Origin of the sequence: Caviibacterium pharyngocola, from assembly GCF_002795405.1 — a bacterium.
In the GTDB taxonomy this organism is placed as follows: domain Bacteria; phylum Pseudomonadota; class Gammaproteobacteria; order Enterobacterales; family Pasteurellaceae; genus Caviibacterium; species Caviibacterium pharyngocola.
Window position 1 is genome coordinate 290,633 of the sequence record NZ_PHGZ01000013.1, and the last position, 19,767, is coordinate 310,399.

Here is a 19,767-nt window from a genome sequence, read left to right on the forward strand (position 1 = left end):
TTAAAAACAATCTCTTTTTATTTTGAGGATAATATGGCTACATATACTACCAGTGATTTCAAACCGGGTCTAAAATTTATGCAAGACGGCGAACCTTGCGTCATCGTTGAAAACGAATTTGTGAAACCAGGTAAAGGTCAAGCTTTTACGCGCACGCGTATTCGTAAATTAATTTCAGGCAAAGTGTTAGACGTTAACTTTAAATCAGGTACTTCCGTCGAAGCTGCTGACGTAATGGATCTAAACTTAACCTATTCTTACAAAGACGATGCGTTCTGGTATTTTATGCATCCGGAAACATTTGAGCAATACTCCGCGGACGCAAAAGCCGTGGGCGATGCGGAAAAATGGTTGTTGGATCAAGCGGATTGTATCGTCACCTTATGGAACGGCGCGCCTATCTCTATTACACCACCGAACTTTGTAGAATTAGAAATCATTGACACCGATCCGGGTCTAAAAGGTGACACCGCAGGAACCGGCGGCAAACCGGCAACATTAAGCACCGGCGCAGTGGTAAAAGTCCCTCTATTCGTCCAAATCGGCGAAGTGATCAAAGTAGATACTCGTTCCGGCGAATATGTTTCTCGGGTAAAATAATTCACATATTTTTTATTAAAAAGCCGGTTTTATTGCCGGCTTTAATTTATTTAAATTCCTTGTCTGTTCACCTCGCTTATTTTTGGGAAAATAAAAAAACTCCCTACAATGAGTTAAATACAAAAGAAAATCTCATTTTAACTAGCCACAGTTAGCGCAAGACTGTAAAATAGCCAACTAATTTTTTATAGGCTAATGAATTTAAATCGAAATATGACTCAGAAATTACATATCAAAACTTGGGGCTGTCAGATGAATGAATATGACAGTTCTAAAATGGCGGATTTATTAAACAGCACGCACGGTTTGGAACTTACCGAAGTGCCGGAAGAAGCGGATGTTTTGTTGTTAAACACTTGTTCGATTCGTGAAAAAGCGCAAGAAAAAGTGTTTCATCAATTAGGTCGTTGGAAAGAGTTGAAGAAAAAGAATCCGGCCTTGGTGATTGGTGTCGGCGGTTGTGTGGCGTCGCAAGAAGGCGAGCATATTCGCACTCGTGCGCCTTATGTGGATATTATTTTCGGGCCGCAAACGTTGCATCGTTTGCCTGAAATGATTAACCAAATTCGCGGCGGGAAAAGTTCTGTAGTGGACGTGAGTTTCCCTGAAATCGAAAAATTCGACCGGTTGCCGGAACCGAAAGCGGAAGGTCCGACGGCGTTTGTGTCGATTATGGAAGGTTGTAATAAATATTGTACTTATTGCGTTGTGCCTTATACGCGCGGCGAGGAAGTCAGTCGTCCGCTTGATGACGTATTGTTTGAAATTGCGCAATTAGCGGAACAGGGTGTGCGCGAGGTGAATTTATTAGGTCAAAACGTGAACGCCTATCGCGGACCGACGCACGATGGTGGGATTTGTACTTTTGCCGAATTGTTGCGTTTAGTAGCGGCGATTGACGGTATTGATCGCTTGCGTTTTACGACCAGCCATCCGATTGAATTTACCGATGATATTATTGATGTATATGCAGATACGCCGGAATTGGTTAGTTTCTTGCATTTGCCGGTGCAAAGCGGCTCGGATCGTGTGTTGAATATGATGAAACGAGGTCATACGGCGCTTGAATATAAATCCATTATCCGCAAATTGCGTAAAGTGCGGCCGGAAATTCAGATTAGTTCGGATTTTATCGTCGGCTTTCCGGGTGAAACCGAACAGGATTTCGAGGATACAATGAATTTAATTGCACAAGTGAATTTCGATATGAGTTTCAGCTTTATTTATTCGGCACGTCCCGGTACGCCGGCGGCGGATATGCCGGATGATGTATCCGAAGAAGAAAAGAAACAGCGTTTGTATTTATTACAACAGCGCATTAACAACCAAGCGGCACAATTCAGCCGTGCAATGTTGGGCACTGAACAGCGCGTTTTGGTCGAAGGTCCGTCGAAAAAAGACATTATGGAATTGACCGGTCGAACCGAAACGAATCGTATCGTGAACTTTATCGGTTCGCCCGATATGATCGGCAAATTCGTCGATATTAAAATTACCGACGTGTTTACCAATTCCTTACGCGGCGAAGTGGTGCGTACCGAAGATCAAATGGGATTGCGCGTAGTACAATCGCCGAAAGCCGTGATGAATCGCACGCGTAAAGAAGATGAATTAGGCGTCGGACGTTATGGCGGCTAGTCGATCGAACTAATGAAACGAAAGAAGGGAAATAGTCGATATTTCCCTTCTTTTTTAGCTTAAATCAGAATATCGGCAATAATACTGCGCGTTTCTTCTTTCACTTCGGTTAATCGCACCTTCACGATGTCACCGATTTTGTATTTGCGTTCGCCGTTGATATATAAGGCGATTTCGTCGCTATTCACCGCCATTTCTTCTTTATTGGCGTGCAAGTTGGATGCCGGTACGAATACGGAGGCGCCGTTTTCTAATAATTGCACGCGTAATCCGCCGCGCATTACGTCTTGCACTTCCGCCTCGAACTCGGTATTTATTTCCACTTTATCAGCCAAATAACGACAATATAACCAATCGGCAATATCGCGTTCAACCAAGCGATTTTGGCGACGCGCTTCTTGCAAGCGGGCGAGCACCGCTTCTTGCGGTTTTTCATAGACTTGCGTGGTTAAAGAGGCTTTGATCAAGCGGTGATTCACCATATCGGAATATTTACGAATCGGCGATGTCCAAGTGGCGTAGCCGGAAAGACCTAAGCCAAAGTGCGGCGCTAATTCCGCTTTAAATTCGGCAAAAGTTAAGAAACGGCGTAAACGCAATTCAAGAAAATCACTGTTAAAAGGTTCGATATCGTGACGCATCCGGCAATAACCTTCTAATGTCGAAAGATTTTCCACGGAATAACGTTCTTCCAATTCGGCGCGATTTTCATCGTTCGCCAAATTTGCCAATAAAAATTGACGGGCATTTTCTAAGAATTTTTTGTCGAAACCGGAATGCGTGTTAAAAATACCGCACTTTGCCGTTTCCGCTAAATATTGCGCTGCGCAAATATTGGCAATAATCATTGATTCTTCGACGATTTGGTTGGCGATACGACGATGTTCCGCTTTAATGTCCGCAACTTTGCCGTTTTCTGCTAACACAAAGGAATAATCCGGTTTTTCTTTGAACAACAACGAATGGGTTTTACGCCATTCAATGCGAGCAAGGGTGAATTGGTGCAAGCGTTGAATTTGCGTTGCCGTTTCGGTATTTTCCGGTTGCCACGCGTCGGCTTGTCCTTCCAAATAATCGGAAACCTTGTTATACGCCAATTTCGCTTTCGAACGAATAGAAGCGCAAACAAAACGTGGTTTCGCCGTGATATTGCCTTGCAAATCCGTTTCGATATAACACACTAATGCCGGTCGAGTTTCGTTTTCCATTAACGAACAGCGTTCGTCGGATAACTCACGCGGCAACATCGGAATATTAAAACCCGGTAGATAATTAGTAAAGCAACGTTGTTTCGCGTCTTGTTCGATTTGCGAATCCGGTGCGATATAGGCGGTTGGATCGGCGATCGCCACCACTAAACGCCAACCGGTTTGGCTGCCCGCGGTTTCGATAGGCTCAATAAACAAAGCATCGTCCATATCTTGCGTGCTTTCGCTGTCGATAGTGACGAAATGCAGATCGGTGAGATCATCGCGCGGTTGTTGATCCAACATCGGATAATCTTCTGCGCCGGCAACGGGATAACGCGATTGTTCGTGGCGCGCCAATGTGACCCACCAAGGCGCGAATTCATCGTCCGCACGACAAATTAAATCGGTGATTTGAGCGAAAAAGAAACGATCGTCACGCAGCGGATGAGTTTTTAACTGCGCGACCACCCAGTCGCCTTCTTGCAATTCTTCTTTTAATTTATTCGCCTGATTGGCGCCGATCGGCTGATTAATTTGCGGATGATCAACCAAAACTTGTAATTTCTTGTCTTTATTAAACCGCACTTTAGCAAGAAAACGAGTGAGCATCGGCTCGATTAATTCTTCCGGTTCTGCTTGTTCTTTGTCGCCCACGGTTTCGATCACCGCTTTGATTTTGTCACCGTGCATTACTTTTTTCATCGCCGGCGGCGGCAGGAAATAGCTTTTTTTATCGGTTTCTAAAAAGCCGAACGCTTTATCCGACCCTTTAACCACGCCTTCGACGTGTGGTTTACTGTCGCGGATTTGTTGTTTTAATTGAGAAAGTAACGGATTATTTTGAAACATATTTTATCTTAGAAATACAAAAGGGCAGACGTCGCGCCTGCCCGAATAATCAATGCGGAAATTATTCCGCGCCTAATTCGCTCATCGCCGTAATGCTGAAACCGGCGTCAACGTGTAAAATTTCACCGGTTACGCCGGAAGCGAGATCCGAACATAAAAATGCGGCGGAATTACCCACATCGTCAATGCTGACGGTGCGACGTAACGGCGCCGTGTTTTCGAAGGTCGCCAACATTTTCTTAAAGTTTTTAATGCCGGATGCCGCTAAAGTGCGAATCGGGCCGGCGGAAATCGCGTTGACGCGAATACCGTCTTTGCCTAAATCCGCCGCCATTACGCGGGTTGCGGCTTCTAAGGAAGCTTTTGCCAAACACATTACGTTATAGTTCGGAATCGCACGTTCCGCACCCAAATAGCTTAAGGTTAATAATGCGGCATTCGGGTTTAACATCGGGCGAGCGGCTTGCGCCATTGCTACAAAGCTGTATGCGCTGATGTCGTGTGCAATGCGATAACCGTCGCGAGTTGCGGCGTTAACGTAGTCGCCGTCTAATTGATCGCCCGGCGCAAAGGCAATGGCGTGGACGAAACCGTCGAAGGTTTCCCAATGTTGTTTTAATTGCGCGAAACATTCCGTAATGCTTTCATCGGTTGCAACATCCAACGGAAGAACGATGTCCGAGCCGAATTCTTTGGCAAATTCTTCCACTCGACCTTTTAATTTATCGTTTAAATAGGTGAAAGCAAGCTCCGCGCCTTGGCGTTTCATTGCGGCGGCGATACCGTAAGCGATAGAACGGTTGCTGGCTAAACCTGTGATTAAAATGCGTTTACCTGTTAAAAAACTCATTGTGTGATTCCTATTTTATTCATCCGCCGAATTGCGCGGAACGGTGTTAAAAATTGTGCGTAGTATAAGCTAAAAATCCTTTGAACACAAAGCAGACCTTTCGCGAATTCGACCGCATTTTGGCTTTTATGCCGGATTATCAATATCTTTAAATTCGACCTGTAAGCCGAATTCCGCCGCCAACCATTCGCCGAGCGCTTGCACGCCGTAGCGCTCCGTGGCGTGGTGTCCGGCGGCAAAAAAATGAATACCTTGTTCGCGCGCAGAATGTACGGTTTGCTCGGATACTTCGCCGCTGATAAAGGCGTCGATACCTTGTGTCGCAGCGAGATCAATATAACCTTGGCCGCCGCCGGTGCAAATGCCGACGGTGCGGATAAAGTGCGGTGCATTTTCGCTGCAAATTAAAGGTTTGCGTTGTAATACTTGTTCGATTCGCGCGCCGAGTTGTTGTGCCGTCAATGGTTCGGATAAGGTGCCGTAAACGGGAATACTGTTCGGTTGCGCTTCCAGCGGTTGCAGATCTTTAATGCCTAAACGTGCGGCGAGTTGCGCGTTATTGCCTAATTGAGGGTGAACGTCCAAGGGTAAATGATAGGCGTATAAATTGATGTTATTCACCTGCAAGGTTTTGATACGTTTGCCTTTCATTCCGCGCAGGCAAGGATTTTCATTTTTCCAAAAATAGCCGTGGTGAACCAATATTGCGTCGGCATTTTGTTCGACGGCGTAATCGATTAACGCTTGGCAGGCAGTGACGCCGGTGATGATTTTGCCAATATTTTCCGAGCCTTCGATTTGCAATCCGTTCGGCGCATAATCGCTAATGGCGTGGCTGTTGAGTTTTTGATTAATAATCTGTTCCAGTTGTAGATGATTCATAATTTTCCCCGCTGACAAAAGGTTTTTTTGTGGCGACTTATGGTAACACAAAACAGTCTGAAAGACGGTAATTCGGGCAAAATACCTCGCATTAGTTTTTGAATTTCAACGGAAATACTTTTACAATAAGGTCATTGATTTTTCTGATAATCAGCCGAAATAGGGAGATTATTATGTGTACCACTTGCGGTTGCGGACATCCGGAACAAACACGCATCGGCGAATTGCCGCATACTCACGATAATGCCGCGCAAAGTGCGGTCAAATTACCGAATTTTTCTCATTCCGTTTTTCATTCCGGCGCCTCAAATGAGGACGAAAGCGCGAAACGTTTACTGAAAGTCGAACAAGACGTGCTAGGCAAAAATAATCAATTAGCGCAAATTAACCGCACTTTGTTCGAAAAACACCATATTCTCGCATTAAATTTAGTTTCCAGCCCCGGTTCGGGCAAAACCACCTTGTTAACCACAACCTTGAACGCGTTGAAAGGCGAATTGCCTTGCTATGTGATCGAAGGCGATCAGCAAACCGAAAATGACGCGGATCGTATTCGCGCCACCGGCGTACCGGCGATTCAGGTGAACACGGGAAAAGGCTGCCATTTGGATGCGCAAATGATCGGGCAAGCGTTGGTGAAACTTCGTCCGCAAGAAAACAGTTTGTTGTTTATCGAAAATGTCGGCAACTTGGTTTGTCCGTCGGAATTTGATCTCGGCGAAAAAGCCAAAGTGGTGATTTTGTCCGTGACGGAAGGCGAAGATAAGCCGTTGAAATATCCGCATATGTTTGCCGCCGCCGAATTGATGATTCTCAATAAAATCGATTTATTGCCGTATTTAAATTTTGACGTGGAAAAATGTCTGGCATATGCCAAACAAGTGAATCCGAATATTCGAGTGATTCAACTTTCCGCGACCACCGGCGAAGGTTTGGCGCAATGGCTGGATTGGTTGCGCGCATAAAGGATTGACAAAATGCAGTTTGTTGATGAATTTCGTGATCCGAAATTAGCGAGAGATTTAGTCGGGCATTTGCATAAACTAATGCAAAAACTACCGCACTTTACCAAGCAAAATCCGCTTTATTTAATGGAAGTGTGCGGCGGACACACGCACACGATTTTTAAATTCGGCTTGGATAAACTGTTACCCGAAAGTATCGAATTTATTCACGGGCCGGGTTGTCCGGTTTGCGTGTTGCCGATGGGGCGAATCGACGTCTGCATTGAAATCGCCGAGCGCGACAACGTGATCTTCTGTACTTTCGGCGATGCAATGCGTGTGCGTGGGCGGAAGGGCTCTTTGTTGGAAGCTAAAGCGAAAGGAGCGGATGTGCGAATTGTGTATTCGCCGCTGGATGCGTTAAATATCGCGTTAAATAATCCGGATAAAAACGTGGTGTTCTTTTCCTTGGGTTTCGAAACCACAATGCCGAGTGCGGCGATTACCTTGCAACAAGCGAGAAAACAGCAGGTGTCGAATTTTTTTGTGGTGTGCCAAAATATCACCATTATTCCGACGCTACATAGTTTGCTGGCGCAAGAACAGGTTCAAATCGACGGTTTTATCGCGCCCGGTCACGTCAGTATGGTTATCGGCTCGACGCCGTATCAAAATCTTTGCCAAACCTATCATAAACCTTTTGTCATCACCGGTTTTGAGCCCTTGGATATTTTGCAGGCTATCGTAATGTTGGTTACGCAATTTGTCGAACGGCGCTGTGAAGTAGAAAATCAATACAAACGCATTGTGCAGTCCGATGGAAACCGCTTGGCGCAACAAGCAATGAGCGAAGTGTTTCGCTTGAAAGCGCGCAGCGAATGGCGCGGCTTGGGCGAAATAGAGGAGTCCGGCGTGGAATTGACGGAAGCTTACTGTCATTTTGACGCGGAAATTTATTTTAACAGCACGCCGCAACAAGTCGCCGATGATCCGAATTCGCGCTGCGGCGACGTGCTTGTTGGCAAATGCAAACCGAAAGATTGCCCGCTGTTTGCGGTTAAATGCAATCCGGATAATGCCTACGGCGCCTTAATGGTTTCCTCCGAAGGCGCGTGCGCGGCGTATTATCAATATCGACGGGAATAATAACAATGACGGATTTTATTACAATGGCGCACGGCAACGGTGGTGCGGCAATGCAGCGATTGATACGGGATTATTTTGTCGAAGCCTTTGATAACCCGATTTTAGCCCAGGGCGAAGATCAAGCGCGTTTGCCGCTAGCAGATCTTGCCACGCAAGGAACGCAGCTGTCTTTTAGTACGGACAGTTTTGTGATCGACCCGATCTTTTTTCCGGGCGGAAATATCGGTAAACTTGCGGTGTGCGGTACGGCGAACGATGTGGCGGTGTGCGGCGCAATTCCGCAATTTTTGTCTTGCGGCTTTATTTTGGAAGAAGGATTGCCGCTACACGAATTAAAGCAAATTATTCAATCGATGGCGCAAACCTGTCGTGAGGCGAATATTCGTGTCGTGACCGGTGATACGAAAGTGGTACAAAAAGGTGCGGCGGATAAAATCTTTATTAACACCAGCGGAATCGGTGTGATTCCGAATCGTTTGGATTGGGGCGTTCATCAGATTCGTGCCGGAGACCACATCATTGTCAGCGGCACCTTGGGCGATCACGGTGCGACCATTTTGAATCTACGCGAGAATTTAGGTATTCAAACGAATTTACATAGCGATTGCGCCGTGTTGACGCCGTTAATTGATCTATTGCGTCCTTTTACCGGCGTTAAAGCTGTGCGTGACGCAACCCGCGGCGGTGTGAATGCCGTGTTGCACGAATTCGCTCAAGCGCAGCGTTTAGGGATTCGGATTGAAGAAAATGCGTTGCCGATTCGACAAGAAGTGCGCGGTATTTGCGAATTGTTAGGTTTGGAAGCATTAAACTTTGCTAATGAAGGCAAATTGGTGATTGTCGCGGAACCCGCACAAACCGAGGCAATATTGACCGCACTTCGCCGTCATCCGCTCGGTGAAAATGCCGCCGTTATCGGCGAAGTGACACCGGACGGCAAAGTTCGCTCCGTTGGGATTTTCGGACAAAGCCGTTTGCTCGATCTCCCGACCAACGAACCGCTCCCACGGATTTGTTAACTTGAAAAATAATGCGCCGATAGTTTTCGGCGCATTGTTGTCTATGGTAGCAAATTAAATAACTCTCACCCCGTCACTTGCAGAACAAAGGTAAAAACTTTCTTTAATACCTGTTTGTTTTTGGTAGTTTTCCGCAATGAGTTTACGCAACTCTTCCACTTTGTCATTTGGCACTAAGCAGACAATACAGCCACCAAAGCCGCCGCCAGTCATTCTCGCACCGCCATTTTTGCCGATAGCAACTTGTGCGAGTTCGACTAAATAATCAATTTCCGGAATGGTAATTTCAAAATCATCACGCATTGAATCGTGCGATTCGCCCATTAACACGCCTAATTTTTGCATATCGCCGGCTTTAAGTGCTTCCACCGCTTCCAGTACGCGATGGTTTTCGCTGATGACGTGTTTCGCACGTTTATAGGCGAGTTCATTGGCTTGTTGTAACTCTTCCGCACGCTCAATAAATTGCTCCGGAGTAACATCACGCAATGCTTTTACACCAAAGAATCCTGCTGCAAATTCGCATTCTTGGCGGCGGCTGTTGTATTCGCCTGTCACTAAATCGTGCTTCACATTGGAATTGATGATTGCAATCGAATAGCCTTGTGGCACAGGCGTTGGTTCGATCTCAAGGCTACGGCAGTCAATACGCACTAAGTGATCTTTCTGCCCTAATGCAGAAGTGAGTTGATCCATATTGCCGCAGTTCGCACCGACAAATTTATTTTCTGCACGTTGCCCGATTAACGCAATTTCAGCAAGGGAAAGTGGTAAATCGCCTAACACTTGGCAAGTTTTACCAATCGAAATTTCAAGTGCTGCAGATGAGCTTAAGCCTGATGACATTGGCACATCGCTGGTCATTGCAATATCAACCCCTTGCACAAATTCAGGGCATTTTTCTTGCACATATTTCACCACGCCACGCACATAGTTTTTCCATTTGTCTTCGCTTTGTGGGATTTCTTTTTTGACGTCAAACGCATCAGTTTGGTTAATATCAATCGCAAATACTCGCCAAATGCTGTCGTCTCGTTTGGTAAAACTCACCGCCATTCCGTAGTTAATCGCACACGGCATTACAAAGCCGTCATTGTAGTCAGTATGTTCGCCAATGATATTGACACGCCCCGGTGCGAAAACGGTTTGTTGTGGTTTATAGCCAAAATGTTGTTCAAATTGTTGTTGGGAAAGTTCGATTGGGGTCATAGTGTATCTTCCTTTTGCTTCTATTTAATTTGCCCTCTCTCTGCTAAAAATTGCCTTCGCAATTTTTAGCTGTCTCTCTCCCACTTGTGGGAGAGAGTGATTTTACCCTCGCCCGCTTGCGGGACAAACGCTTGCGTTTGAACGTTGGCTTTGCCAACGGCTCCAAAGGAGCGAGCGAAGCGAGTATTGGGACAGATAAAAATTCGTTCAGAATTTTTATCAGGGAGAGGGTTAGCGTTGCTTATAATGCACATCTGCACTTACTGCATTTAATTTTTCCGCGGCTTGTTCAGGGGTCAAATCGCGTTGTGCCTCGGCAAGCATTTCATAGCCGACCATAAATTTTCGCACCGTTGCTGAACGTAATAACGGCGGGTAGAAATAGGCGTGTAGCTGCCAATGCTCAATATCACGTCCATCTTTAAAGAACGGGGCGAAATGCCAGCCCATTGAGTAAGGAAAAGAGGCTTCAAACAGATTGTCGTAACGGCAAGTGAGCTGTTTAATCGCCACCGCTAAATCATCTTTTTCTGCCTCAGTCAACTCATTCATTCGGCGAATATGGCGTTGTTTCGGCATTAAAATCGTTTCGAATGGCCACGCCGCCCAATATGGCACAACCGCCAGCCAATGCTCTGTTTCCACCACGGTTCTGGTGCCGTCTTTCTGTTCTGCTTGAGCGTAGTCTAAAAGTAGGTTTGTGCCGTGATGATCGTAATAATTTTTGAGATTTTTATCTTTGGTCGCAATTTCATTCGGCAGAAAGGAATTTGCCCAAATTTGACCGTGCGGATGCGGCTGAGAACAGCCCATCATTGCCCCTTTATTTTCAAAGGCTTGCACCCAAAGGTAAGTTTCGCTTAATTCGTTGATTTGCTCGTTCCACGTATCCACCACGCCGCGAATTTTCTCAACAGGTAGTTCAGGCAAGGTTTTGCTGTGATCAGGCGAGAAGCAGATCACACGCGCCAAACCACGAACGCCCATAATTTTAAATAGCGGATTGTTCGATTCAGGAGCGTCTGGCGTATCTTGCATTAGGGCAGCAAAGTCGTTGGCGAAAACGTAAGTGCCTTTGTAGTCAGGATTTACATCGCCTGAAACGCGGGTGTTAGTCGGGCAGAGGAAACATTTTTCATCATAGCTCGGCAGTTGTGCCACTTCGGCTTTATCCACCTGTCCGCTCCAAGGGCGTTTCGCACGGTGAGGGGAAACTAAAATCCATTCATCTTTAAGGGGGTTGTAGCGACGATGCGGATGGTCGCTGATATTAAATTTTTCACTCATTGGAGTATTCCTCGCAAATATTTTAAATCTCGTGGAGTATAGTAAATTTAGTCAAATCTGTGTGTGAAATGGATCACAAATTTTGTGGAGTTGAATATCACGATGGCGCTCGACTATGTCGAGTGCCTACCTTTTCAGCATCCGGAAGAGTCGGGCGCTATCAGTTAAAGATTAATCATAAATTCCCACTCAAACCGCTCTTCATTCATTCGATATTCTTCCTTCAAATTCGGGCCGCAAGAGTTTGTACCGATGCCGCTCATCATATAATCCACACAAAGCAGATTGTGCGGGCTTTCTTGTAGCTCATAATGGTGCAATTTCCGGGTTAATTCTTCTTGCGAATAAGGCGAAAGATTAAAGCTAAATGGTTGGTTTGCCGTTATTGTTAAACCCTGATATTGCAGATAATGACAACCCCAATGGCTGCCGTTTTCTTGCGGTTTGAAGTAATCCACAAAGTTGGCGTTTGCCGTGGTGTGATAAATACCAAGCTTGCTTGCCCAATGTTTATCGACATAACTTTCCAGCTCGCCGTAGCCGAAATACTCCAACTCGTCATCAGTTTTCGGAAGCGTAAAACGCACGCCGAAACGTGGCAAATACGGCAGGTGTGCTGCTTTTTCGCCAAAAATTTTCACCTTGATATTGCCGAATAAATCAATGTGATAATGCACCTCTAAGCTCAAAATTCGGGATTTGCTGGTCGCCACAATGCCGCATTTAGCGTGAATATCAATGCCGTCCGCCTGTTGTTTAAGGCTCACTTGATAAGCTCTGGTGTAGCAATCGTGATAACCTGCGTTCTGCCAATGTTCACGGATTAAACGGTCGTTATCTGTTGGTGCTCGCCAAATGTTGAAATCCAAAGGTTGTTCGATAATGGCTTTGCCGTTGGCGGAAAGCTGGCTGAAAATCCCTTTTTGCTTATCAAATTCATATTGCAAGCGGTCAGATCTCAACAAAATTTTGCAATCGGTTTCGGTTACCGTCCAATGTTGCTCGGTTTGTTCTGCCATTTGCGGTTTAAGCATTGTGCTTTCAAACAACTGAATTTGGTCAAAACCGAGCGGATGATTTTCCATCGTTAAAGCCTGTGCCGATTTTTGCACATAAGTTAAATCCAACAGCCACAAACTGCCGTTATTTTCAGGCAGTTCTAAATCTAAAAGTGCGGTCTGTTTCGGCGGACATTTCACGCTTAACACGCCTTGTTGCACTGGCTTGCCATTTTCGCTGAATTGATAATGCACGTCCAAAATGTCAGCTAAATCGGTGAAATCAAGCATATTGGTTAGCTCAACTTTGCCGTTTTTCAGCGTTGCACGCACAGGGCGATTGACGTTTTTCAGCTCTAGCAAATTGCTGTGCGGCTGGCGAAGTGGTGAAACCAAGCCGTCCATACAGAAATTGCCGTCGTGTGGTGTTTCGCCAAAATCACCGCCGTAGCCCAAACGCCCTAAACCGTCCGGCAGATAAGGGGCGTGGTCGCACCATTCCCAAATAAAACCGCCACAAGCCCCTTGATATTGCTGGAATTTTTGGAAATAGTCTTCCAAATCACCGTTGGAATTACCCATTGCGTGACTGTATTCGCACAGAATAAACGGCTTGCTTTGCGGTTGGCTGAAGTAGGTATCAATATCTTCCGTTGAGCCGTACATCAGGCTGTAAAAATCCAAATTGCTCAAGTCATTTTTGTGGGCGGAATGTTGGTAAATCGAGCTTTCATAATGTACCAAACGGCTCGGATCACGCTGCTTAATCCACGCAGCCGCCGCTTCAAAATTCTCGCCGTATCCGCTCTCATTGCCCAATGACCAAATCACCGCGGAAGTGCGGTTTTTATCTCGCTCCACATTGGCAAAAGTGCGGTCTAAAATCGCATTTTTATAATCAGGGTGGCGAGCAAAATAGCAGAAGTTATCCACAGTATCTCGTAAAATACGCTCATTTTCGTTAATTTTCGGCACATTTAAGAAAATGCTCTGTTCAGGCTGGGCAACATATTGCATTGACGCACCGTGTGCTTCAATATCGCTTTCGCCAATTAGATAAAAGCCGTATAAATCACACAATTCGCTAAACCAAGGGGCGTTCGGATAATGTGCCGTACGAATAGCGTTAATGTTGTGTTCTTTCATCAAACGCAAATCGGTTAAGGCTTGCTCATAGCTGATTGCATAGCCTGTTTTCGGATCGCTGTCGTGGCGGTTTACGCCTTTAAATTTAATAGCTTCACCGTTAAATAACAACACACCGTCTTTTACTTCAATTTTGCGTAAACCGATATGTTGTGAAATCACTTCCTCGCCGTAACGCATTTCAAGGCGGTAAAGTTGCGGATTTTCTGCATTCCAAAGGGTGATATTTTCAAGGTTTAACGCTAGATTTTCGCTTTGTTGTTCGGCAATTAAATTGCCTTTTGGATCAAACAGTTGATAGTGGTTCGGCTGATTTTCGTTTAAAAATTTTGGCGAAACCGTTAATTTCGCTTGAGTAAGATCATCAGATAATTCTGTTTGAATAAAGAAATCTTGCAGATAATTTTGCTCACGCTCAAGCAGATAAACATCACGGAAAATCCCCGACATTCTGAATTTATCCTGATCTTCCAAATAACTGCCTACGCACCATTTCAGCACCTGCACAATGATCTCATTTTCACCTGATTGCAGATAATCCGTGACATCAAATTCATTGGTGCTGTGGCTGATTTGCCCGAAACCGACAAACTGACGGTTCACATAAAGATACAAACAGCTGTCCACGCCTTCAAAGTTGAGCAAATAACGCTTATTCGCGTTCTTCTCTAACTGAAACTGACGACGATACACGCCACAAGGGTTATTTTGCGGTACATAAGGCGGATCGAAGGGGAACGGATAGTTGATGTTGGTGTAGTGATGATGATCAAAACCGTGATTTTGCCAGTTGGACGGCACTGGGATTTTGTGGTTGAACGTGATTTCAGCTAGTTCAGGGCATTGGTTTGCGTTGGTGTAATAAGCGAAATCCCACTCGCCGTTTAATAAATGGAAAAATTCAGACGTTTCACGCGCGAATTGGTTTGCGTTTTGCCCTTGTTTGAAGGGAATAAAATAGGCGTGATGTGGGGTTGTGTTTAAACGTAAAGCGGTCGGATCTTGATAAAAATTTGCGAAGTTCATAATGTTCTCCGAAATGCATAGGGTGGGCTTTAGCCCACCGCAAAATTAATATCTGCAAAGGTGGGCTGAAGCCCACCCTACAATTTAAACCCTTGTGAATTTCAACAACATCGCTGTTGCTGGGTCTAGGTTTGGAATGGCAAGCCCGATTTTTGCCAGCCATTCACCGTTAAGCACTAGTTTCTCGCCTTTGATTAAATTATTCAACCAGTTCGGCAATTTTTTCATTAAATGCCCGTGTTTGCCTTGTTTATAGGTTTCTGGAATATCGAGTAATTCCACCGCATAATCAGCATTGGCAAGGTATGGCACACGCAAGGTTTCTTGTTGTAGATAATCTAACATTGCAAGTTGATTGACTAAAACCACCGCTTGCGATTGGTCTTGCGCCACTACGCCGTTTACCAAAGATGCAGGATCTTTGCGGTCTAGGCGGAAGACATTTCCGCTGTGTAATAACGGGCGGATTTGTTTGTGTAACGCAATATATTTACTAAAGCCTTTGCGTTCTGCTTCGCCTTCTTTTACTGGGTCAAGCTCTACGCCCATATGCCCGAACAATGCGGTTAAACCACGGAAATTCACGTCTAATTGACGATAAGTGGTGTGGCAATGTTTACCGCCGATATGTGCGCCCATCACTTCAGGCGGGTAGAAATAGCTGAACCCGCGTTGAATGGTTTGGCGTTCAAGAGCGTCGTTATCGTCCGATGTCCAAAAACGTTGCGAGCGTTTTAAAATTTCGTAATCGATACGTCCGCCACCTGACGAGCAAGCTTCAAATTCCACGTTCGGATATTTTTCGCAAAGCACATCGCATAGGCGGTAAAGGGCTTCGGTCTGTTTGGTAAGCGATGCTTGCCCGTTGTGTGCAGGTTGCACTAAACGGCGGTTCATATCCCATTTGATGTAGTCGATGTCGTGGTTGCCAAGTAGCCAATCCATACGCTCAACAAGGTAGTTGAACACGTCTTCATTGCATAAATCCAGTGCAAATTGGTTGCGCTCTTCAGGTTGATCATAGCCTTCTACTTGCAACATCCAATCCGGGTGTGCACGGTAGAGATTGCTGTTTTTATTCACCATTTCCAGCTCAACCCAAATACCAAATTCCATACCGAGCGATTTCACTTTATCGATAATCGGGGTTAAGCCGTTCGGGTATTTTTTCTCGTCTAAATACCAGTCGCCCAAGCCGCCGAAATCATCATCACGCCCGATAAACCAACCGTCATCAATGATAAAACGCTCCACGCCCATTTCTGCCGATTTTTCTGCCATTGCGATAATGTGATCCGGTTTGTGATCAAAATAAACGCCTTCCCAAATATTTAAATGCACCGGGCGGGTGTGGTGTTTCGGGAAGCGAACCAAATTTTCGCGCACATAAGCATGGAATTGTTGGCTCATTTCATTCATACCGTTTTCGGCAAAAGTGGTGTAAACCCAAGGGGTTGCGACTTCTTCATTTTGTTCGATTTGAATTTCGCCCGGGAAGTAAAGGGCTTCAAGTTGCACGGTACGGCGACCACGAATATCGATATCGGCACGAATACGATGGTTTCCGCTCCACGCTAAATGGAAGCCCCATACGCTACCGCTTTGTTCTTTAAAGCCGTTTTCGCCTACAATAATTTGTGGCGGATATTCGTGAGAAGTACGTCCGACACGATTTTCTTGAATAAATCCGCCGTGTTTAAGCGTTTGGCGGTTTGGTTGGAATTCACGCACCCAACGCCCGTAGAAACTGCAAACTTCATCGGCATATTCTGGTAACGGCATTGTTACCGCAAGACGATTTACCGTAAATGTGCCTTCGTTTAAATTGCGTAATTTATTGCGAGTCTTGAGTACGGAGGTGTTTTCGTCCAGCACAAATTCGCTGATAAATTCCAATCCTGCCAATTTATCAAGCATACTAATCAGCACATGGTTGCCGTTTTGTTGTACGCCGGTTTCATTAAATACCGGCGCCCAATTTTGCCCGTTGCGGTGTCCTTCCACGCTTGAGCTTTCAAAATAACCACGACCGTTTTCGCTTGCGAGCGAAACGTGTACAGGAATATCTAAACCGCCGTTGGTTACGCCCATTTCTAAACTTTCGATATGCGCTGGGTTAAAACTGTTTAAATGCGCGCCCCAATAAGCAATGCGCGGGTTTTGGTCTGCAATCACGATTAAATCATTTTTGTTGCTGGTTAAACGGATAACGTTAGTCATAATCTTTTCCTTCATAAAATTTAATTAGATACCACGCACATTGCGTTTTTGTAATTGATAGCGTTCGGCAATCGACATTTTGCCGGTTAAAGTGAAGACGGATAGCAAGGTAAAGCCAAGTGCGATACAGCCTAAGATAAAGTAGGTTTCTTGATAGCCGATTTTGTCGTACCAACTGCCCACGATAGATGAGGCAAGCATATTGCCCACTTGCTTGATGAACTGGCACGCCACCATATAAATGGTTGCTGAGAAATGCACTTCAAACACGTTAGCGATATATTTAAATAAGCCCACGAGATAGAACGGCACTTCGAACATATGTAGGGTTTTAAGTACTACCACGTGCCACGCTTGGGTTGCGTAAGATGAGCCAATAATGCGGATACTCATAATAATGCCGGCAATTAACAACGCATTTTTTGCACCGATACGGTTAATTAAAAGTGGCACGAAGAACATAATGGTCGCGTTGAGTAATTCGCCCATTGTGGTGACATAACCGAACATTTCGATACCTTGCTCTTTGCTGTCGAAGAAGGTGTTGAAGAAATTACCGAATTGTTGGTCGAAAATATCGTAAGTACAAGCCACACCGACAACATAAGCTAATAACGCCCAGAAACGTGGTAATTTAGCGAGAGCAAAGGCTTGTTTTAAACTTACTGGATTTTTGTTTCCGCCAAGTTGTGAAACCACACTAGCGGTCGAATTTTGCTCAGGTTTTGCAAGTGCGATTAACACAAATAAGACAACTGATGCACCAGAGCCTAACCAGAATACAAGTTCAGGATCACGGCTATATAAAATCCCTGCAACAGAGGCACAGATAGCCCAACCAATCATTCCAAACATACGGGCACGACCATATTCAAAATTGCTACGGCGACTTACGCGTTCAATATAAGCTTCTGAAGCCGGTGCACCACCTGAGAACACAAAGCCCATATAGATACCGCCAGCAATCGCACCTAGCCAAATATTAGTTTTAAGCAACGGTGCAAATACATAAATAAAGAATGGTGCGTAAAAAATGAGTGTGATAGCCACCGCCCAAAGTAGATGTTTCTTCACGCCTAATTTATCGGTGACATAACCGAAAATCGGTTGGAAGCAGAGGGCAAAAAACGACATTGAAGCAAACACAATGCCACGTTCTTCACCGCTTAAACCGTTAATATCCCCTAGCCAAATCCCTAAAAACGGATAGCAGGTTGCCATAATGAAAAAGTAAACAAAGAAATAGCCACTAAACACCAAATAATTACGGTTGGTTAGGTAGTAGGCTTGATTTTGTGCTTTTGCTTGCATAAAAACCTCAAAGTCAACAGTAAGAAATTGAGCGAATGTTAACGTTATCAATTTTAATAAACAAACGAAAAATGCTGAAAATGTGAACTAAATCACAAATGTTAAGCTTAACATTAAGGTTTTGTGAAGTGGATCACAAATTTTAGATTTGCAAACAGGAAAAGGTTGTTAATTTTAACAAGATCTCTACAATTTAATGGAATGTTAGCGATAACATTTGGGATGTTGATCTTTTATGGTTGTAATATATACATTTTTTATCCGACAGCGACTTGCGGTCGCAATCGGTTAACCATAAGTTGGTGGCTTTGCCACCTTTAAAGGAGCGACAAAGTCGCTCACTTATGATTAACCTAGTACAGCTTTGCCGTGCTAGGCTGAAAAATGCAGTTATAGACTAAATCTTAAATTCAAAAACCTAGAATTTTATTGAAATTAAATCAGAACAAAAATGACCGCACTTAAAGACGTAGCCAAATTAGCGGGGGTTTCGTTGATGACCGTTTCGCGTGCCATCAACAACCCAGAACAGCTTTCGGAAAAAACCTACCAAAAGGTAAAACAAGCCATAGAACAGCTGAACTATGTGCCGGATATTTCTGCACAAAAAATGCGTGGCGTGGCAGGCAAAACCATTGGCGTGCTCTCACTCGGCACAGCGACAACGCCATTTTCCGTTGAGATTTTATTGGCGGTTGAACAAACCGTGCGTAAATATGGCTGGCAATCTTTTGTGATCAATACCTTTGAAGAAGATCCCGATGAAGTGGAGCAAGCGGTTGATGCATTACTTTCTCATCGACCATCTGCGATTATTATTGCTCGTAACGGTTTAAGCAGAATTCGTATTCCGCCAAAACTCGCTCATTTTCCGATTGTGTTGGCAAATTGCATTACGGAAGATTTAAATGTGGCAAGCTATATTCCCAACGATTTTCAAGGGCAATTTAACTTAACACAGTTGTTGGTGGAGAAGGGTTATAAAAAACCGCTTTGCTTGTACATTCCTGAAAATGCGATTGCAGCTAAAGAACGTCAAAACGGGTTTGAAAAGGCGTGGTTTGTGCAACCAAATTATGAAATGCCAGAGCAATTTTTTATGCCGAAAGATCTGCACGAATATACCTGCGGTGCCGATCCGCTGAAAAAATTGCTTGCCGAAAACCGGAAAAAATTGGATTACGACGTGATTGTATGCGGTAACGACCGTATTGCAATGCTTGCTTATCAGTTGCTGTTAAGCCACGGTTTTCGTATCCCTGAAGATGTTGCAGTAGTGGGCTATGATAATATGGTGGGCGTTGCCGAGCTGTTTTTGCCGCCATTAACCACGGTGCAGCTTCCGCATTATGAAATGGGAGAACAAGCGGCGTTACATTTGATTGAAGACAGAACGGCTAAGGGCAAACAATATGTGGATTGCCCACTAGTTGTGCGGGCATCCTGTTAAAT

General features: G+C 44.9%; 14 protein-coding genes. 6 read left to right on the plus strand and 8 right to left on the minus strand.

Annotated elements, in window-relative coordinates; genetic code table 11:
• The first annotated feature begins 33 nt into the window (after window positions 1-33).
• Together efp and miaB are read left to right on the plus strand one after the other, a co-directional pair.
• A complete protein-coding gene (gene efp, locus CVP04_RS06810; RefSeq protein WP_007241760.1) occupies window positions 34-600 on the plus strand; it encodes an elongation factor P in 567 nt (188 codons plus the stop codon).
• A 213-nt stretch (window positions 601-813) separates the two neighbouring features.
• Window positions 814-2,238, plus strand: coding sequence for a tRNA (N6-isopentenyl adenosine(37)-C2)-methylthiotransferase MiaB (gene miaB / locus CVP04_RS06815; protein WP_100296852.1), 1,425 nt, complete (start codon window positions 814-816; stop codon window positions 2,236-2,238).
• A gap of 59 nt (window positions 2,239-2,297) precedes the next feature.
• Here miaB and rnb read toward each other — a convergent pair whose 3' ends face one another.
• The 3 genes from rnb to CVP04_RS06830 form a co-directional block, all read right to left on the minus strand.
• On the minus strand, window positions 2,298-4,277 hold the full coding sequence (gene rnb / locus CVP04_RS06820; protein ID WP_100296750.1) for an exoribonuclease II: 1,980 nt from the start codon (window positions 4,275-4,277) through the stop codon (window positions 2,298-2,300).
• A 61-nt stretch (window positions 4,278-4,338) separates the two neighbouring features.
• Window positions 4,339-5,127, minus strand: coding sequence for an enoyl-ACP reductase FabI (locus tag CVP04_RS06825; RefSeq protein WP_100296751.1), 789 nt, complete (start codon window positions 5,125-5,127; stop codon window positions 4,339-4,341).
• Between the two features lie 126 nt (window positions 5,128-5,253).
• Window positions 5,254-6,009, minus strand: a complete 756-nt coding sequence (locus tag CVP04_RS06830) for a Nif3-like dinuclear metal center hexameric protein (protein ID WP_100296752.1) — start codon at window positions 6,007-6,009, stop codon at window positions 5,254-5,256.
• Between the two features lie 173 nt (window positions 6,010-6,182).
• On the opposite strand from CVP04_RS06830, the gene hypB reads away from it, so the two are divergent.
• From hypB to hypE, 3 genes are read left to right on the plus strand one after another with little or no spacing between them, the layout of a single operon-like run.
• Window positions 6,183-6,974, plus strand: coding sequence for a hydrogenase nickel incorporation protein HypB (gene hypB / locus CVP04_RS06835; RefSeq protein WP_100296753.1), 792 nt, complete (start codon window positions 6,183-6,185; stop codon window positions 6,972-6,974).
• Between the two features lie 12 nt (window positions 6,975-6,986).
• Entirely contained in the window at window positions 6,987-8,099 is a 1,113-nt protein-coding gene (gene hypD, locus CVP04_RS06840) for a hydrogenase formation protein HypD (protein ID WP_100296754.1), read from the plus strand.
• 5 nt (window positions 8,100-8,104) lie between these two features.
• Entirely contained in the window at window positions 8,105-9,118 is a 1,014-nt protein-coding gene (hypE, locus tag CVP04_RS06845) for a hydrogenase expression/formation protein HypE (protein ID WP_100296755.1), read from the plus strand.
• A gap of 54 nt (window positions 9,119-9,172) precedes the next feature.
• On the opposite strand, the gene galK is transcribed toward hypE, so the two are convergent.
• The 5 genes from galK to CVP04_RS06870 form a co-directional block, all read right to left on the minus strand.
• Entirely contained in the window at window positions 9,173-10,327 is a 1,155-nt protein-coding gene (gene galK / locus CVP04_RS06850; protein ID WP_100296756.1) for a galactokinase, read from the minus strand.
• Between the two features lie 231 nt (window positions 10,328-10,558).
• The gene (locus CVP04_RS06855; protein ID WP_100296757.1) at window positions 10,559-11,614 is read right to left on the minus strand and encodes a UDP-glucose--hexose-1-phosphate uridylyltransferase; all 1,056 of its coding nucleotides are present in this window, start codon (window positions 11,612-11,614) and stop codon (window positions 10,559-10,561) included.
• 164 nt (window positions 11,615-11,778) lie between these two features.
• Entirely contained in the window at window positions 11,779-14,784 is a 3,006-nt protein-coding gene (locus CVP04_RS06860) for a glycoside hydrolase family 2 TIM barrel-domain containing protein (RefSeq protein WP_100296758.1), read from the minus strand.
• Window positions 14,785-14,868: 84 nt separating this feature from the next.
• On the minus strand, window positions 14,869-17,004 hold the full coding sequence (locus CVP04_RS06865; protein ID WP_100296759.1) for an alpha-galactosidase: 2,136 nt from the start codon (window positions 17,002-17,004) through the stop codon (window positions 14,869-14,871).
• A gap of 24 nt (window positions 17,005-17,028) precedes the next feature.
• On the minus strand, window positions 17,029-18,315 hold the full coding sequence (locus CVP04_RS06870) for an MFS transporter (protein WP_100296760.1): 1,287 nt from the start codon (window positions 18,313-18,315) through the stop codon (window positions 17,029-17,031).
• 451 nt (window positions 18,316-18,766) lie between these two features.
• Between CVP04_RS06870 and CVP04_RS06875 the strand changes: the two genes are divergently transcribed.
• Window positions 18,767-19,765 (plus strand): LacI family DNA-binding transcriptional regulator, encoded by a 999-nt coding sequence (locus tag CVP04_RS06875; RefSeq protein WP_100296761.1) that lies wholly within the window; start codon window positions 18,767-18,769, stop codon window positions 19,763-19,765.
• The last annotated feature ends 2 nt before the right edge of the window (window positions 19,766-19,767 follow it).

Coding starts and splice junctions, on each gene's coding strand:
- hypB (WP_100296753.1), top strand. CDS start 6,183: ATGTGTACCACTTGCGGTTGCGGACATCCGGAACAAACACGCATCGGC.
- CVP04_RS06825 (WP_100296751.1), bottom strand. CDS start 5,127: ATGAGTTTTTTAACAGGTAAACGCATTTTAATCACAGGTTTAGCCAGC.
- CVP04_RS06875 (WP_100296761.1), top strand. CDS start 18,767: ATGACCGCACTTAAAGACGTAGCCAAATTAGCGGGGGTTTCGTTGATG.
- galK (WP_100296756.1), bottom strand. CDS start 10,327: ATGACCCCAATCGAACTTTCCCAACAACAATTTGAACAACATTTTGGC.
- CVP04_RS06855 (WP_100296757.1), bottom strand. CDS start 11,614: ATGAGTGAAAAATTTAATATCAGCGACCATCCGCATCGTCGCTACAAC.
- CVP04_RS06870 (WP_100296760.1), bottom strand. CDS start 18,315: ATGCAAGCAAAAGCACAAAATCAAGCCTACTACCTAACCAACCGTAAT.
- efp (WP_007241760.1), top strand. CDS start 34: ATGGCTACATATACTACCAGTGATTTCAAACCGGGTCTAAAATTTATG.
- hypD (WP_100296754.1), top strand. CDS start 6,987: ATGCAGTTTGTTGATGAATTTCGTGATCCGAAATTAGCGAGAGATTTA.
- CVP04_RS06860 (WP_100296758.1), bottom strand. CDS start 14,784: ATGAACTTCGCAAATTTTTATCAAGATCCGACCGCTTTACGTTTAAAC.
- hypE (WP_100296755.1), top strand. CDS start 8,105: ATGACGGATTTTATTACAATGGCGCACGGCAACGGTGGTGCGGCAATG.
- CVP04_RS06865 (WP_100296759.1), bottom strand. CDS start 17,004: ATGACTAACGTTATCCGTTTAACCAGCAACAAAAATGATTTAATCGTG.
- rnb (WP_100296750.1), bottom strand. CDS start 4,277: ATGTTTCAAAATAATCCGTTACTTTCTCAATTAAAACAACAAATCCGC.
- miaB (WP_100296852.1), top strand. CDS start 814: ATGACTCAGAAATTACATATCAAAACTTGGGGCTGTCAGATGAATGAA.
- CVP04_RS06830 (WP_100296752.1), bottom strand. CDS start 6,009: ATGAATCATCTACAACTGGAACAGATTATTAATCAAAAACTCAACAGC.